Raw genomic sequence first — 16202 nt, forward strand, 5'->3', positions numbered from 1 at the left:
GCCACGCTGTGAAGCAATTTTTAGCGGTAGGGCGCGAGCCCTCCGGTGTTTCGGGAACGATGAGGGACCGGAGGGCTTGCGCCCTGCCGCTAACACCTCGTCAAACGCAGGGAATAAATACTTCACAGCGTTGCCGTCCGGGGTCGAGGGGAAGAGTTGAGCGTTGTCCGGAGGTCGCGCCGCGCTGACCTCCGGCTGCTTGCTGTGTTCTCTTCCGGATCATGGTAAGTCCGATCTGTCTGGCGCGTTTTTGGTAGACTTGGTGGCCGATTGTGCGTCCGCGCTGATCTGGGCCGTTTGTCCTATCGATAGTCTTCGACACCATGCAAAACCCGTATCAAGCTTCGCCGCAACCTGTTGAGGCAGAGACGCGGACAACGTCCTCCAAGCCGTCGAAAAATAAGACGGTGTGGGGAATGGTCGGCTCCGCCGTGATGTGGTTTCTTACCGGCGTTGTCTTGCTTACCGTTGGTTGGCCATTTGCAATCGCCTATGCCGTGATCTGGAGCAACAACAAGAATAGGCTCGCAGAAAAAGAAATCTTGGAAAGGAACGTGCACTCGTGCCCATCGTGCAGCCGAGAGTTGGCGAAGACGTCCCGGATTTGTCCGAGGTGCGGACATAAATTTACATGAGTTATGGAAAATTGCGATTTCATCTGTGATGAAGGTCTCACTTCACTCCGAATACTGCAGCGCAACCCGTTCGATGCTGCGCAATTGCTAAAAGGATTCCGCGTCCAAGTCCGATGCACTGATTGCGTTGCCGCATGCGATGTCGAGGCCGAAAGCTGGGCAGGGCTTATGGTTAACAAAGGGGTCAGGCCTCTTTGATGTAAATCGCTCAACAAAGAGGCCTGACCCCTTTGTTTGTCAGCCCGGTTCGGTGCGATGTTCGGCTTCGTAGCGTTTGAGTTGACGGTGAATCCGCTTGGAGTGTCGCTGCAAGTCCGATGGTCCCGTGACCCAACTGTCGTAGGGCAGTTCTTCGACAGGCACACCCATCCTGGCGAGGGCCACGAGCCATTGGAGGCGATCCTCTGCGGATTGGGTCAGTGGTGAAGGGCGTTCGGCCAACAGCGATCGGATGTGCGGACTTGCCATCGCCGCATTCGGCCCCAGACGCATGAATGCTTCTCGAATTCCATGGACGACCCGAAAACGTTCGTGCCACGGCTTCTCGACGACCTGGTCCAGAATCCCCAACAGTTCGGGCACAACGACTGCGCCCTGATCCGCCAATCGTTCCAAAAAAGGTGCCGCTTCCGGGACAGACGTTGCGCGGTCCCAAATCGCTCGTTCGTCGGCGCTCGGTTGGGCAAAGGTTGCCTCGGGCAAGCCAACCAATGCGGAGACATACCATGATCGAGCTTGCGGTTCATCTGCCGCCAAGCAACGCTTGGCCAGACCGGCTCGCAACGCGGTCAAATCCGTGTTGCTCCGCAGCGTCGTCCGCAGCGGTTCGTGCGGATCAGCGATTCGATCATCCAGCAAGATCTTTGCGATGGTGTCGATCTGGTCTTGTCCCGCCTCGTACTGGAACAGTTTCAACCACATCGGCGCCAGCAGCAGTTGCGCGTCGGTCGCGTTCGGATCGTCCAGCGTTTCAGCCAGTTTCTGTTCCATCCGTTCGACCGAGTCCGGGGCCGGATGCGGGCGCGGAATCTGAGTCAATCGCAGCAGTTCGACATCGGGATCGAAGTCGAAGTGACGGGGCTGATTGGAATAGGTGGTACCACCGACGGTAAACCGAGCGTTGTTCATGGCACCATGAAATCCGAAGTAAAACAAGGGCGCAGGAACGCGGTGCTGCACCAATGACCTTCGAGCCTTCACCGCGTCGGTAGGGTCTCGAATTTCCAGTCGTTGAACGCTTGGTTCACCCGGTCTGTGATCCTCTTGGTAGATCACGCGCCAGTCGATGTGTTTGCGGCCGAGCGGTGTGTGCTCTCGAAGCGTGTCGCCTTGAGCGATCCGCAATGCCCAGTCCGCCTGCAAAGTCCGATCCAGATGTCTGCGTCCCACAATGCGACGCATCGCATGAGGTCCGTCGATTCTGTCGAAGGCATCCATGATCTTTTGCGGCTGATCGGGCTGCGCCAGCGTACCGGGTGCATGGGGACCGCGTTGAAAGGTTGCCGCGTCGTAGCCGCTGACCTTGGTGACACTTTCCACACCAGGCGTATCGAGCAACGCCGTGCAGCGATGATCACAGGTCATGGTCGGGGTCGAGCAATAGCGGTTTGGAGGAAAATCGACCAGGACGTTTCCGGTCAATCGTAATGTCGGTGACGCGGCGATATCGGAAAGTGCGGCTTGTTCAAAGCGACGGATCTCGATCATTCGCCATGGCAACATGACAACGAAACCCAGGACAAGCGCCAATCCGAATGCAATCACGTTTGCCCCAACCCGCGACGACAACGGCACGATGGGACGAATCAGAAAGGTGGCAAGCAGATAGACAAATACAGTCGGAATGATTGTCAGAATCAGCCCGGGGATCACCAGGAAGAAATAACCCATCACGACCAGATCGGGGACTGCCAGGACAATAGCCGACAGGATGCCGAGTGGAATCAACAGGGATCTAAGCATCTTCTTCGCATCAATCACGCGTATCGGAAGGTGGGTGCCCACCCGGATCGCAACGGGGCGTTTCCGGGAAACCTTCAAACGATAGGTCGTGATTGATTGCGGAACGCTAAAAATCAGTCACAGCGGCGGTGCAACCAGAGCATCATTCCGCCGCCGACAATCGTGCTGATCGATTCGGCGGCGGTCCACCAGATCGGCATTCCGGACTGGAAATCGATCAGACCCTGCAAGAGGCCGAAGACGATGATGCCGACCGAGAGCGTGCCGACAAAATCGCGGAAACGAGCAAGCCGGTAGGAAACCACGATCAACGCGATGCCGATGAATCCGTACAGCAGTGACAGATGCCGAGCCAGATAAAAAGCCAGCGGCGTCTCTGGAAATCGTTCCAGTTTCAGTGCGTCGGTGATCGCGATGATCCACGATTCTGGCATCACGGCGGCAACAAACGCCAACTGTGAAACGATCCCCACGAGCCGCAGGAACCAGATCAACCAGGAGGCGGGATAGTTCACAGTATCGCTCACGTCGAATCAGCTCTCGTCGATGGGGGGCGTTGGATCGGAGGCAATCTTATCGTATGGATTGTCGCGCAGTTTGTGCATCGGGCGGCCCGGTCGAACCGCAGCGCGGCCGGCGGGGGGCTGGCAAATCGAGGCTTGACCGACCGCATTGATGTTCCCTCACAGGACGCATTCTCTGGAGGGACCGCAGAAAATGCCCCTACGAATCCGTCGCGGCCTGCGCCATACTTTCGGCCATGAACTCACATGCAGAAACTGTCGCACCCGAATTGCTCGCCCCGGCGGGGGACTGGGATTGCGCGCGGGCGGCGATCGAAAACGGGGCCGACGCGATCTATTTCGGTCTCGATTGCGGATTCAACGCCCGCCACCGCGCGAAGAATTTTCATCTGGATGATCTGCCCGAATTGATGAACCTGCTTCGCAGCCGCGGCGTGCGGGGTTACACGACGATGAACACGCTGGTGTTTCCGTCGGAATTGCCGCGGCTGGTTCCGGTGATCGAGCGGATCGCCGAGAGCGGCGTTGATGCGGTGCTGGTGCAGGATTTCGGCGTCGCCCGACTGGTCCGCGAGATCTGCGGCGAGCTGGAGATTCACGCCAGTACGCAGATGAGTCTGACCAGCGCCGAGACGATCGCGGTAGCGTCACAGTTGGGACTCGAACGGGTGGTGTTGGCGCGGGAATTGTCGGTCGCGGAGATCGGCAAGATCGCCGCCGCGACGGAGATGCCGTTGGAGGTGTTTATCCATGGTGCACTTTGTGTCGCGTATTCCGGCCAGTGTTTGACCAGTGAATCGCTGGGCGGCCGAAGCGCCAATCGCGGACAGTGCGCCCAGGCGTGTCGATTGCCGTACGAAGTGATTTGTGATGGCAAGGACGTGGACCTGGACGACGTACGTTACCTGCTCAGCCCCCAAGATCTGGCCGGCTACAATTCGATCGTGGCGCTGATGCAAGCCGGCATCGCCTCGCTGAAAATCGAAGGGCGATTGAAGACTCCGGAGTACGTCGCCAATCTGACCAAGCACTATCGCCGGGCGATCGATCAAGCCGTCGCGGAGGGGCGGGTCACGGTCAGCGACAAGGCCAAGCAAGAGATGGAGCTTTCGTTTTCGCGCGGTTTCACACCGGGCTGGTTGGAAGGCAATGATCACAAACGATTGGTTCCCGGCCGCCACAGTGCCAAACGCGGCATCCTGCTCGGACGGGTGCTGCAGATCGACGGTGACCGGATCCAAACGCGTTTGGCAGCCGACGTTTCACTCGGTGACGGATTGGGCATCGAGTCCACCGAAACCGATGGCAGCGACCAGGCGATGCAGGGTGGGCGGGTGTATTCGTTGCACAGCAACCGCGGTGAGAAACAAAAAACGATGCGCTCCGGCCAGACGGCTTGGATCGGATTCGGTCGCGGCGAGATCGATTGGTCCAAGATTGCCGAGAATGGCTCGGTGTTCAAGAACGATGATCCAAAACTGAATCGGCGATTGCGTGCGTCGTTCAACGTCGCCGATCCGGTGACGCGTCGTGACATCGATTTCAACATCGTCGCGGTGACTGGTGAGCCGTTGCGGGTGACAGCGACGTTGTCCGATGCCGCCCGGTTGACCGAAACGGTTTGTTCCGATGGGACGCTTGAACGGGCGAACAAGCACCCCGCGACCGAATCGATGTTGGCGGAAAAACTGTCGCGTTTGGGGGCGACGGCATTTCGGATGCGGAAGCTTGATGCGGTGATCAGCGGGGAGCCGATGGTTCCGGCCAGCTTGATCAATGAGCTGCGCCGGCGGGTGATGGAGCGACTCGGCCGGCGGATCGAACAGCCTCCGCCACGATCGATTCGCGTGGCGGCCGGCGAAGCGATGTTGGATCCGATCCCATCCGGCGATCCGCCCGTGGAACAACCCCGGATCGCTGTTTTGTGTCGTTCGCTCGATCAGGTAAAGGCGGCGACCGAAGCAGCGGTCGATCTGATCTACGTCGACTTTCATGACGTCCGGCAATACGCCAAGGTGTCGGAGATCGTTGCGGCGGAATCGATTCCGTTTGGCATTGCGACGGTGCGAATCCAAAAGCCGGCGGAGATGGGATTGTTGCGGGTGTTGCCGCGTCACCGGCCGGATTTCATTCTGGCGCGAAACCTCGCGGCGCTGGAGTACTTTCGCGAATCCTCGATTGAGACCATCGCCGATTTTTCGTTGAACGTTGCCAATCATCGATCGGCCGAATGGATTCGCTCGCTGGGGGCACGCCGGGTGACGGCGTCGTATGATTTGAATTGCGATCAACTGGCCGATCTGGTCGATTCGGTGCCGCCGGCTTGGATGGAGGTGGTGTTGCATCAACACATACCGATGTTCCACATGGAGCATTGCGTGTTCTGTTCGGTGCTGTCGCCGGGGACGAACAAGACCAATTGCGGTCGGCCCTGCGATGACCACGTCGTGCAGTTGCGCGATCGGGTGGGGGCCGAGCACACGTTGCAGGCCGACGTCGCCTGTCGCAACACGCTCTACAATGCGACTCCACAAAGCGGCGCGGAAACGGCCGGTCGGTTGCTGGAGCGCGGGATCGGTTGGTTCCGATTAGAGATGCTGGAAGAATCGCCGGCGGGAGTGATCAAGACGGTGTCGTTGTACCGCGATCTGTTGAGTGGTCGTTTGACGGCGGAGCAGGTCTGGAAGACGCTCGGCGCGACCAACCGGATGGGTGTGACACGCGGAACGCTGGAGTCGAAGCGGAACCCGTTGGCGGTTTTATAAGCCACGCCATTTGCCAACGTTCGTCGGGGCGTTTCGGCGCTCGCCGTGATCGTTTTGTGGGCAATCGTGGTTGATCGGCTGGTCGCCGGAGACGACTGGCTGGAGGTCTGAGAATGATCAGGGGATGCGGCCACCGAGACCGCGCAGCTCGTTGTATTTCTCGTTGACCGGTTTGCACCGCGCCTGGCGTTGATGCAGGGTGGAGACATCGAGCGCCAGTTTTTGGCTGAGGGCGTGCTCGACGCGTTGGACCAGGGTGCCGGGTTGCAACGGTTTGGTCAGCACTTCGTCGGCACCCAGTTCGAGCGCGCGACGATGCGTTTCTTCGGAGTCACTGGCCGTGACGACGATCAATGGAACCGTTTTCAGGTTCGGATCGGCGCGGGCGATCTGGATCAGATAGTTTCCACTGACGTCCGGCATGGAGATGTCCAACAGCACCATGTCGGGGTTTTCTTGTTTCATGCGCTGAACGGCATCGATCGAATCACTGATTCCGACCACGTTCCAAAACCCGGCGACGTTCAGGTGGGCGGTGATCACATCGATGATGATCTGTTCATCGTCGATGACCAGGATCTTGCTATTGACGATTTGTTGTCGGCCGTCGAACATTGAATTGCACCGGTAATCGGAAACCACTGAGCCATCAGCGCGTGTTGTCGTGATCGGTGCCACGACTCTTCAGGTAAAACTAGGTCAAAGCGACGCGTTTCCGCCCCGCCGCGTGTGAGGGAGTTCCCTCCGTCGCGACCTTTGTTCACGTCCGGTCAAGCGCTGACCCGAAAAACCCCTAATATGGACAAGGGTAAGCTTCTGAGCTGCAAACCGTGGGACGCAGGACGATGGATCGATCAAGATGGACGGCAGGCATAGCAGCGGCGCTTGCCGGGTTGGTCATGTGTTCGGTCGCCCTGGCCGACGGCACGATCCGCGACGGGGTCGGTGCCCGCAGCATCGGCCGCGGCGGAACCAACATTGCCATGAGCGACAACGCGCACGTGATGCTGGACAACCCCGCGGGGCTGGTTCGAAACGAAGCGGATTGTTTGCTGGAATTCGGCGGCCACCTGCTGTTGACCGATTTGGAATACGACGACGCGGATAATTCACGTGTCGGTGACATCGACAATCCGTTTCCGATCGGCGAGTTTGCGATCGCCAAGAAATTGGATGAGACAATCACGATCGGTTTCGGCGCGTTTTCGCACGCCGGATTTGCCGCCGAGTACATGATGAATGGTCCGGCACCCTTCTCCGGTCCGCAGCACTACAAGTCCATCGGCGCACTGGCGCGTTTGTTGCCCACGCTTTCGCTCAAGTTGACCGAGCGGCTTTCGATCGGAACCACGCTGGGGGCGGCGATCAATCACATCGAGTTGGAAGGGCCGTACACGCTGCAGGGCCCCAATGCGTTCGCCGGAACTCCGACGCGGATGGACCTGCAGGGGACCGGTGCGGGGCTGAGTTGGTCGATCGGGATGCAATACGATTTGAATGATCGAACCACCGTCGGGGTCAACTATCAACACGAGACCACGATGGAACTTGACGGAACAACGGTGGTCGAGATTCCCGGACTGGGCGCGTCCCGATACGATTCGATGTTGGATGTCAAATGGCCGCGTTCGTTAGGTGTCGGCTTGTCACATCGAACCGACCGGCGGCGGACGTTTTCCGCGGATGCGATTTGGTACGACTGGTCGAGCGCTTACGATCACTTTGATTTGTCGTTGAAAGATCCGCTCAATCCGGTTTACCAGTTTGTCGCGCCGACGTTGTTGGAATCGTTTCCGCTCAACTGGCGTGACACGGTGTCGTTACGATTCGGGATCGAACAACAACTCAGGGACGACCGTGTGATTCGCGTCGGATACGCCTACCATCGCAACCCGATTCCCGACGCCACGGTCACGCCCTACATCCAGACGATTCTGGAGCATGCGTTGTCCTTTGGCTATGGATGCACGTGGCGCGGGATTGCCGTCGATGCGGCGTATCAGTGGTCGTTCGGGCCGACCCAATCGGTCGACACCAGTGACTTCATGGGGGGCGACTTTGATAACGGCTGGCACTCGGTCAACGCCCACCAGTTTTCACTGAGCTTTCAGCGGGCGCGGATGCGGTAATCCCGCCGGTGGTCTCTCAATCTCGGTGAGGCTCGGCGTTTTCGGCAGCCTGCGGGTTAGGCAGTTCCTCACCGCACTCGTCGACGAGCAGGTTGACATACGATTCGATGGCGTTCAACCGCTCGGTCAAGGCATCAGTGTCGGCCGCTTTGGCCGCTTGTTCACACGATCTGGCCAACTCCGTCAACGTATTCAATCCGACGGTCCCGCCGGATCCTTTGATCCAATGGAGTTTTCTCGCCACTTCGTTGTAGTCTGCGCAGTCATAGGCGTTTTTGATGGCCGGCATTTGGAAGTGAACCTTGGCGACCAGGTCGACGGCGAATTGTCTCAACCAGTCCGATGGCAGTTGGGGCGTGATTGGTTCGTCGACGATCGACTCGTGCAGCATGGTTTTGTTTGTTGGCGGCTGTGGGTGTGATGAGGAGGGAACCGAGGGACGGGATGGTTGTCGGTCGGAGTGCTGGGAGTGTGTGGCGATGGAATCGGCGCACCAGGAGCGGACCATTTCCAGCAGCGCGTCCAAGTCGATGGGTTTGGAAAGGTAGTCTCGGCAGCCGACTTGGCGACATTTGCTGTCGTCGCCCACCATCGAGTTGGCCGTCATGGCTACGATCGGGGTTTTCAGTCCGGCGCTGCACAGTTGTTGCGTCGCGGAGTAACCGTCCAGGACGGGCATTTGCATGTCCATCAATACCAGATCGATCGAGTGGGATTTGGGGTTGCCGTTGGAGTCGAGAAAGAAATCGACGGCTTGTTGGCCGTCGGCGACGGATTGAACGCTGGCGCCGGCACTGGTCAGCAATCGGTGGATCAGGTCGCGATTGGTTTCGGCATCATCGACCACCAGCACACGGGCGCCGGTCAAATCGACGCGCTGCCACTGGGCTTCGTGACGACCGGTTGCCAGTTCGATCACTTCCGAATCGCTCAGCAGCCGGTCGCCGGGCCGGGTGTCGGCGGCGATGTGAACGGTGAAGGTGCTGCCAACGCCGGGGATGCTTTCCACTTCCAGCCCGCCGCCGAGTGATTCGGCCAGTCGTTTGCTGATCGACAGCCCCAGACCGGTGCCGCCATACTTGCGTGTGGTGGAGGTGTCGGCTTGGGCGAACGGGTCAAAGATTCGTTCGAGTTGATCGGCGTCCATTCCGATGCCGCTATCACGAATCGCGACCGCGATCTGATTGGGCAGCCCGGTGGTTTCATCCGAGCGGGTGGAGAGCCGGACGGTCACGCCGCCACGGTCGGTAAATTTGATCGCATTGCCGATCAGGTTGGTGACGATCTGACGCAGCCGAGTCGGATCACTGGTGATCGTTTCGGGGATCTGCGATTCGGAATCGATGCCGAGCGTGATGTTCTTTTGTGCCGCCTTGCCTTGCAGCGACTTGATGACCTCGCCGATGACTTTTGCCGGCACGCAGTGGATCTGTTCGACTTCGATCTTATCGGCTTCGATTTTCGACAGATCGAGAATGTCGTTGAGCAGATGCAGCAAGTGGCTTCCGTTGCCGTGGATGGTTTCCAGGTGTTGTCGTTGTTCATCGGGATCGGTGACGATTCCGCGGAGCATCAGTTCGGTGTATCCGAGGACGGCGGTGATCGGGGTGCGAATCTCGTGGCTCATCCGTGCCAGGAATTCGCTTTTGGCACGGTTGGCGTGCTCGGCAAGTTCTTTCGCCTCGCGGAGGTTCACCTGCGTGGCGCGCAGTCGGTCGGCGGTGCGTTCGATTTCTTCGTTACGCAATTGCAGCGTTTCGGTGCGTTGGGCGACCTTGCGTTCGAGGGTTTGGTTGAGTTCTTGGAGTTGTGTGAAGCCGTCCGCTTTTTCGAACGCGGCTCCCGCGGCCGAGGACAGGTAGTTGGCGATCCGCAGTTCGTCGTCGCCGAACATTCCCATCATGTAGGAGTTGGCGATGTACAGGTACGAGTGGATTTTTCCATGCACCAAGACCGGGCAACACAGAAAGGTTCCGTAGTTGTGATGTGTGTCATTATGTCGGGAACGGACATCGCACAGATCGCTCCGTTCGTATTCACAGATGATCGCGGCTCCTTTTTCCTCGGTCTGTTTGACGATTTCGGGATCAAAAACCGTGTTGGGCGGAATGGTGGTCGCCTCGCCGTTTCCGGTTGCCGGCTGGATCAACAGGACCCGATCGCCGCGGAGCAGTTTCGATGCCGCCGCGATGACCTCTTGGCGGATGACATCGATTTCGGTACCGACGGCGATGCGACGTCCGGCTTCCAGGAGAGAATCGAATCGATCGACCAAGGACAGCGATCCGCCGTCTTCGACCGCGCCGACGGAGGTCTTCAGTTGTTGCAGCGCTTCGGTCGCTTCACGCACCAGGGCTTCGTCGACCGTCCAGCCGGTTTCTTTCGCCAATTGTGCGTGCAGCAGCGTCGTTTGGATTTGTTCCAACCGGGCGCCTTGTTGATTGGCGACCCGCATGGACGCGCGAAACTGGCGGAGGGCTCGGCGGGTTCGCCCTTTGAGTGCCGAGACGGCGGCGAGTTCGCGTAACGCGTGGGGCAGTTCGTTGGTATAGCGTTTGGCCAGCCGGACGGCTTGCTTACAGGCCGAATGGAGTTCACGGAGTTGCTTCCGCCGGATCGCGTTGGTCTTGGCGGGTTCGGTTTCCAGCAGTCGCCGCAGCGCGGTGGCACGCCATGCGTAACAGGGGCTGACGTAGGCGTTGACGACCGAGGCGTCTTCGGCGATCTGGACCGCTTCGGTGAACGCTTTGACGGCTTCGGCGTAACCGTGTTGGTAGTAGTGATACACTCCGTAGGCGAGTTTGACTTCACAAATTCGCTGGGCGTCGTCGACATTGCGTTTGAGTTCGATTTGCAGCACATCTAGCGGGATGTTTCCCAGTGCCGCGCGGGCCCAGACTTCGACGATGTTGCCGGTGCCTTGGAAATCGCTGCGGCGAACCGCCGAGCGGTAATTGATGCGGGTCTGATCGAGCGCTTCGCGCAAGTTGCCTTGCCGATAAAGCGAGGCGGCGTATTGGTAGCGGGCGATGTGGACTTCCCAGTAGTCGCCGGTGCGTTCCAGGATCGCAACGGCCTGGCTGGCTTCGTGGATACACTGCTCGTAGTTGCTGAACGAGTAATGCAGGATGCTCATGAAGTTGCGCGATTGCCCTTGTCCCCAGACGTCGTGCAGCTCTTTGCGGATCTGCAGGGAACGCTTGGCATAATCGATGCCGCGTCGGTACCAACCTAACAAGGTCATCGCGGGGGCGTGTTCGCTGTAGGCGTGGGCCAGGCCGGCGGAGGGGCGATAACCTTCGCCGCGGTTCATGCCACGCAGATGCGCCCACAGCGTGTAGTACTTGTCTCGCGTGTACCAGTAGCCGCGGGCGATGTTGCTGTAGAGCCGCAAGCGGAGCTGTTCGGTGGCGTCGGGTGAACGCGTCCGCGAGCGGACCAGCCAGGGTGCCGCGGTGTGCACGGCTTGGACGGCGATTTCTCGCAGCAGGTTGGTGAACAATTGAAAGCGGTTGCGGCAGACGGGTTGCCCCAAGCGGGTCAACGCAGATTCGAAGAATTCCACCGCTTGGACTTTGTCACCGCGTTTGAACGCCAGTTCGCCCTGCCGCGTGGCGACGACCGCGTCGTCGATGTCCGTGGTGGCGGTCTTGGAGGCTGCGACCAACCATTGCTGGGCTTGGTCGTATTCTCCCTGCAACATCAGCACTTCGCTCATCATCGATTCGACTTGATGGCGTGTTGCCGAATCGGTGACGTGGAACGCGCGGGCGGCGATTTCGAGTTGTCGCCGCGCGCTGCCGAGGGAGAATTCTTGGCGTGCTTTCGAGGCGGCGTCTAAGGCATGCGGAAGTGCTTCGCGGTGCAGGCCCGCAGCGTCGAAGTGGTAGGCCAGGTCATAGATGCGGTGCGGTTGGGTCTTGGCGTAGTACTGCCCGATCTGCCCGTGCATGCGTTGTTTGACATCGGGCTTCAAGTGCGCGAGTACGGCTTCGCGAATCTTGTCGTGGGCAAAGGCGTAGCTGCCGTCGGGTTTGCTCCAGAGCATCCGATGGCGACGGATATCCGCCAGCAGTTCGAAGCTTTCCGACAGATCGATTTGAGAGAGTTCGACGACGGCGTCGAGTGTGAACTCGCTGCCGATCACGGCGGCGGCATCGAGAAAATGCCTCGCCTTGGCCGGCAGGTTGTCCAGTCGCCCCGCCAGGACTTCGCCGGCTTCGGCGGTGGTTTGGAAATTTTCCAAACGCTCTCGGTCCAGCACCCAACCTTCTTTGCCGGAGACCAACACTGAGGATTCGACCATGCCACGCAGGATCGCGGCGGTCATGAACGGACTGCCTTCGGCGAATTCCTGAATCACTTTGATGGCTTCGTCGGGAAGCCTGCCGGCCATCGATTCGCTCAACCGACGAACGCTATCGGCATCCAGCGGTCCCAAGTTCAGCACGTGGTCCAGCTGTGCGGCTTCGCGGACACGAGCCGTTTGGCCTTCGTCGGCACGTGCCGAAAGCAACAGCAATTGGAAGGGAGCGGCGGAGCGTGCGACGCGTTGCAGAATCCGAATGGATTGATCGTCCATCCACTGGCAATCGTCCAGCGAGATCATCACGGGGCAGTCGCCCGATCCGAGTTGGGTCAGCAGAGCGGCGAAGGCTGCCACGACACGGCCTTGGCCGAGTTCGTCCGGACCGGAGAGCTTACTGCCGGTCCATCCGAACACGCCCGCCAACGAAGGCATCGCCGTGATCACTTCTTCGCGGTAGTCCGACATCGTTTTTTCGAGACGCTGTCGGATGTCCGGATGGGAGACACAGTGATGCGCCACTTGACTGACGACTTGCATCCACGGCGCGTTGGGTTCGGCGGCCGCTTGGTGGATCGATTCGCCTTGGAAGACGAGAAAGCCGTGACGCGTGGCCAGGCGTGTGATTTCCTGGTTCAGCCGGCTCTTGCCCATCCCCGAAACGCAGGATATCAAGGCTTGACGCCAACTTCCCGCGGCGACTTCGGTCAGGTTTTCTTTTAAGGTTTGCAGTTGTGATTCACGGCCGACGAATGCGGGGTCGACCAGATCGGAACGGGCGTCCGATCGACCGATCACCACCGGCGTGGCCGAAGCACCGTCTTGGATCATCTTCAATATTGCCGACGCATCGGCAAACGCGGCGGCCGCCGATTGGTAGCGCTCACGCGGCTCTTTCTGTGTCAACCGCTCGATCATCGAGACCAGTTGCGGCGGCGTGTCGCTGGGGAAGCGGTCGGTGTCCAGGTCGGACGTCGAGTGTTGCAGCAGGATGTCGCCGACGGTGGTCGCGTCGCACATCGGTTCGCCGGCGAGCGCCCAATAGAGGATCAAACCCAGCGAGTACAGGTCCGACGCCGGGCCGATATCATGGCGAATGATTCCCGCCAGTTCGGGCGAGGCGTAACGGACCGTTTCGATCCCGATGGGACTGTCGCCGGCAGCCAAGTTCGCACGCCACACCGGCCCGTAGCCGGAGAGGATTGCTTCGCCGGTTGGAGCCAGAATCACATGCGACGGTCGCCAATCGCGATGCACACAACCCTGTTGGTGGATCAGGATCAGCGCCTGCAACAGGTCACACGCCAACCGCAACGTCGATTTGGGTGACATCGCCGATTCCGCGACCAGGCGAGATAAGCTGATGCCATCTCGGTAGCGATAGACCAATCGAATGCGATCGTCGTCGATGTCATAGGAGACCATCGAGTTGTAGCTGTCGCACTCAATTTCGCTCAGCAGCCGGGCTTCGTTTTGGAACCGGATTCGCAGTCCTTCCTTGAACATCGCGGTCGGCAAATCGCGGATCACCAAGCGGCCTTCGCCCTGCAGGTCCTGTACAAGCCAGCAGTGCACTCCGGCCACATCCGGCAACTCCCGTAGAGTTCGGTAGCGGTACGTAGTGGACTCGGCGGACTGCATGTGGATCGCTCAACACGGCATCTGGACAGAATGATCTATCCAACAGTAGGTCTGCCCTGCCTTGCCGAAGCGGCATCTTTGGTGAGGGTTTGCCCTCTCGGGTCGCATTAAAAGTGGTCGCCGCATTGAACGTACTTTTGAAACCTCCATAGTGGGTGCTCGATTCTCGAGTTCACACACCACATGGGGGCAACAATGGCTGTGATCGAAACTGATAAAGAGGTCAGTTGGGAAAAAGACTATGCGGACCGTATCAATCCCGAACTGATGAACACTCTGCTGCACCGCGCGGTGCCGGTGCTGGCTTGGACGGGTTGGCAGATCACCCGGGTCGGACCCGGGTTTTGCGAATCGGTGCTGCCGCTGGCGATCGAGACCACCAATCAACACGGCACACACCAGGCCGCCTTGATTTCACTCTCGGCGGATTATACCGGTGGCATGGCGTTGACGACGCTGTTGACCGGCACACCGTTGACCGGCATTCACCGCGGGCGTCCGGACGAATCGGCGTCGTTGTGGTTGGTCGGGATGGACGTCAAGTACGAAAATCCGAGCACCAGCCATCTGCGCGCCGTCAGCCGTGTCGATCCGAAAACCGCGCGGCGGATCAAGTCGCGTTACTTCTCCGGTCGCGTCGTGTTGGCGACCATCAACGTCGAGTTCTGGTCCGAAGACGGCGAGCGTGTCGCCACCGCGGTGATGCGTTACTTCGCCCAAGCGACCCAGCGATTGCTGGAACATCGCAGCGGCGGCGAGCGATCGACGATGACCAAGTTGAACTTGAAGACATCGGCGCGGATCATCGCGGGGTTGCGGGCGATGGACAGTCCGGCGGGGGCGAAGACGATTTCGGATTCCCAAGGGCGGCAGCTTCGAATCGACGCCCCGCATGACAAGGTCGCTGCGGGAACGCACGGCTTGTTGCAAGCGAAACGATTGCAAAAGGTGTTGCCGCAACTGGGCGCGATGGTCGGGGCTCGCACCCGGCATTGTGACGAAGTGTTGCGATCGATCGCGGGTATCGAACAGCTCGTGATGCTCGGCGCGGGGTTGGATATGCGGCCGCTGCGCCGCGCGGCGGAGCTTTCCGGCGTGACGGTGTTTGAACTGGATCTGCCCGTCATGTTGGCCGAGCGACAACATGTCATCGAGCGGTTGGAGTCGCAACTCGGCGGGGCCGCCGCGGCGCCAGAGCGACACCAGATCGCTGCGGACTTCCTGCAGGACGATGTGGGCGAGTTGTTGCAACGCCACTTTGCGTTCTCCGAGACCGCGTTGACGTTGTTTGTTTACGAAGGCTGTTCGATGTACTTCGACGAGCAGCAGAACCGGCGTCTGTTGCAGTCGATCCGGCGACGCATGCGACACCCCGACAGCGTGCTGTGGATGGATTGCGTCACACCGGCGGTCATCAATGAAGGAACCTGTGACCCGAATATTCACGAGTTCGTCGATCGAATGGAATTGATCGGAGAGCGTTTCGTGTACGGCCCGGCGGACCCTGAAGCGTTTCTGCGCAGCTGCGGTCTTGTCGGTTGCAGCAACGACACGGCACAGGACTATCTCGGCAGCGAGGATCCGACGCTCGGCGAGTACCGTTTCTTGACGGCCCGTCAGGATGTGCTGGATCTGAACTGACGCGACGCTTCAACGCGTGTTCGGTGGGGAACGATGAAGCGATTACTTGGCCCACGGATGGCATGGGCGTGAGTGTTGGTGTGCAGGCTTTAGCCGCCTACGGTCGCTGCGTCGCAGCGACCGGGAATCGCCTAAAGGCTAAACACCAACGATTGCTGAATCCCTTGAGGCTTCAGCCCATGCCATTCGGGGACCTGACCCTTTTTCGCGGCTCCCTCAATCTAAGCGTTGCCTTAAACGGGTCGGACGACGATCCGTGTGCCTTGTTTGGCGATCACTTTCACGCTCGTGCCGTTGTCCACGAAATCGCCTTCGGTGACGACATCGACGCTGTAATCGTCGACCATCATTTTTCCGCCCGGCCGCAGCGGGCTGGTGGCGGTTCCGACATCGCCCACCGAAACGCGTTGCCAGCCGGGCAGCAAGGCGGCGGCATCGGCGTCGGCGGGTTCACCCGGCCCCGCGTCGGCTCCGACCATGGCCATCTGGGGTTTCAGCGTCAGCCGTCCCAGCCCGGGGATGTCCCCGATGTAATTGGCCAGGATCAGCATGGCGATCATGAACCCGACGAACGCGCCCAAGACCGTGGCCAGGTCCCA

8 protein-coding genes are annotated in these 16202 nt (G+C 59.6%); 3 read left to right on the forward strand and 5 right to left on the reverse strand.

The features are described 5' to 3' along the window. Positions 1-872 precede the first annotated feature (872 nt). Both ABX749_RS03625 and ABX749_RS03630 read right to left on the reverse strand, forming a co-directional pair. A complete protein-coding gene (locus tag ABX749_RS03625) occupies positions 873-2597 on the reverse strand; it encodes a hypothetical protein (protein WP_372894803.1) in 1725 nt (574 codons plus the stop codon). A gap of 113 nt (positions 2598-2710) precedes the next feature. After that, positions 2711-3124, reverse strand: a complete 414-nt coding sequence (locus ABX749_RS03630; RefSeq protein WP_372894804.1) for a hypothetical protein — start codon at positions 3122-3124, stop codon at positions 2711-2713. A 233-nt stretch (positions 3125-3357) separates the two neighbouring features. On the opposite strand from ABX749_RS03630, the gene ABX749_RS03635 reads away from it, so the two are divergent. Further along, on the forward strand, positions 3358-5886 hold the full coding sequence (locus ABX749_RS03635) for a DUF3656 domain-containing protein (RefSeq protein ID WP_372894805.1): 2529 nt from the start codon (positions 3358-3360) through the stop codon (positions 5884-5886). Positions 5887-6003: 117 nt separating this feature from the next. On the opposite strand, the gene ABX749_RS03640 is transcribed toward ABX749_RS03635, so the two are convergent. Continuing rightward, on the reverse strand, positions 6004-6501 hold the full coding sequence (locus tag ABX749_RS03640; RefSeq protein ID WP_372894806.1) for a PleD family two-component system response regulator: 498 nt from the start codon (positions 6499-6501) through the stop codon (positions 6004-6006). 230 nt (positions 6502-6731) lie between these two features. On the opposite strand from ABX749_RS03640, the gene ABX749_RS03645 reads away from it, so the two are divergent. Next, on the forward strand, positions 6732-8015 hold the full coding sequence (locus tag ABX749_RS03645) for an OmpP1/FadL family transporter (RefSeq protein ID WP_372894807.1): 1284 nt from the start codon (positions 6732-6734) through the stop codon (positions 8013-8015). 16 nt (positions 8016-8031) lie between these two features. On the opposite strand, the gene ABX749_RS03650 is transcribed toward ABX749_RS03645, so the two are convergent. Continuing rightward, a complete protein-coding gene (locus tag ABX749_RS03650) occupies positions 8032-13962 on the reverse strand; it encodes an ATP-binding protein (RefSeq protein ID WP_372894808.1) in 5931 nt (1976 codons plus the stop codon). Between the two features lie 201 nt (positions 13963-14163). Between ABX749_RS03650 and ABX749_RS03655 the strand changes: the two genes are divergently transcribed. Then, entirely contained in the window at positions 14164-15603 is a 1440-nt protein-coding gene (locus tag ABX749_RS03655) for an SAM-dependent methyltransferase (RefSeq protein WP_372894809.1), read from the forward strand. 233 nt (positions 15604-15836) lie between these two features. On the opposite strand, the gene ABX749_RS03660 is transcribed toward ABX749_RS03655, so the two are convergent. Continuing rightward, positions 15837-16202: NfeD family protein (locus tag ABX749_RS03660; protein ID WP_372894810.1), on the reverse strand; the 366-nt coding region annotated here is incomplete at its 5' end.

Origin of the sequence: Stieleria sp. (genome assembly GCF_041595215.1) — a bacterium.
Classification (GTDB): Bacteria; Planctomycetota; Planctomycetia; order Pirellulales; family Pirellulaceae; genus Stieleria; species Stieleria magnilauensis.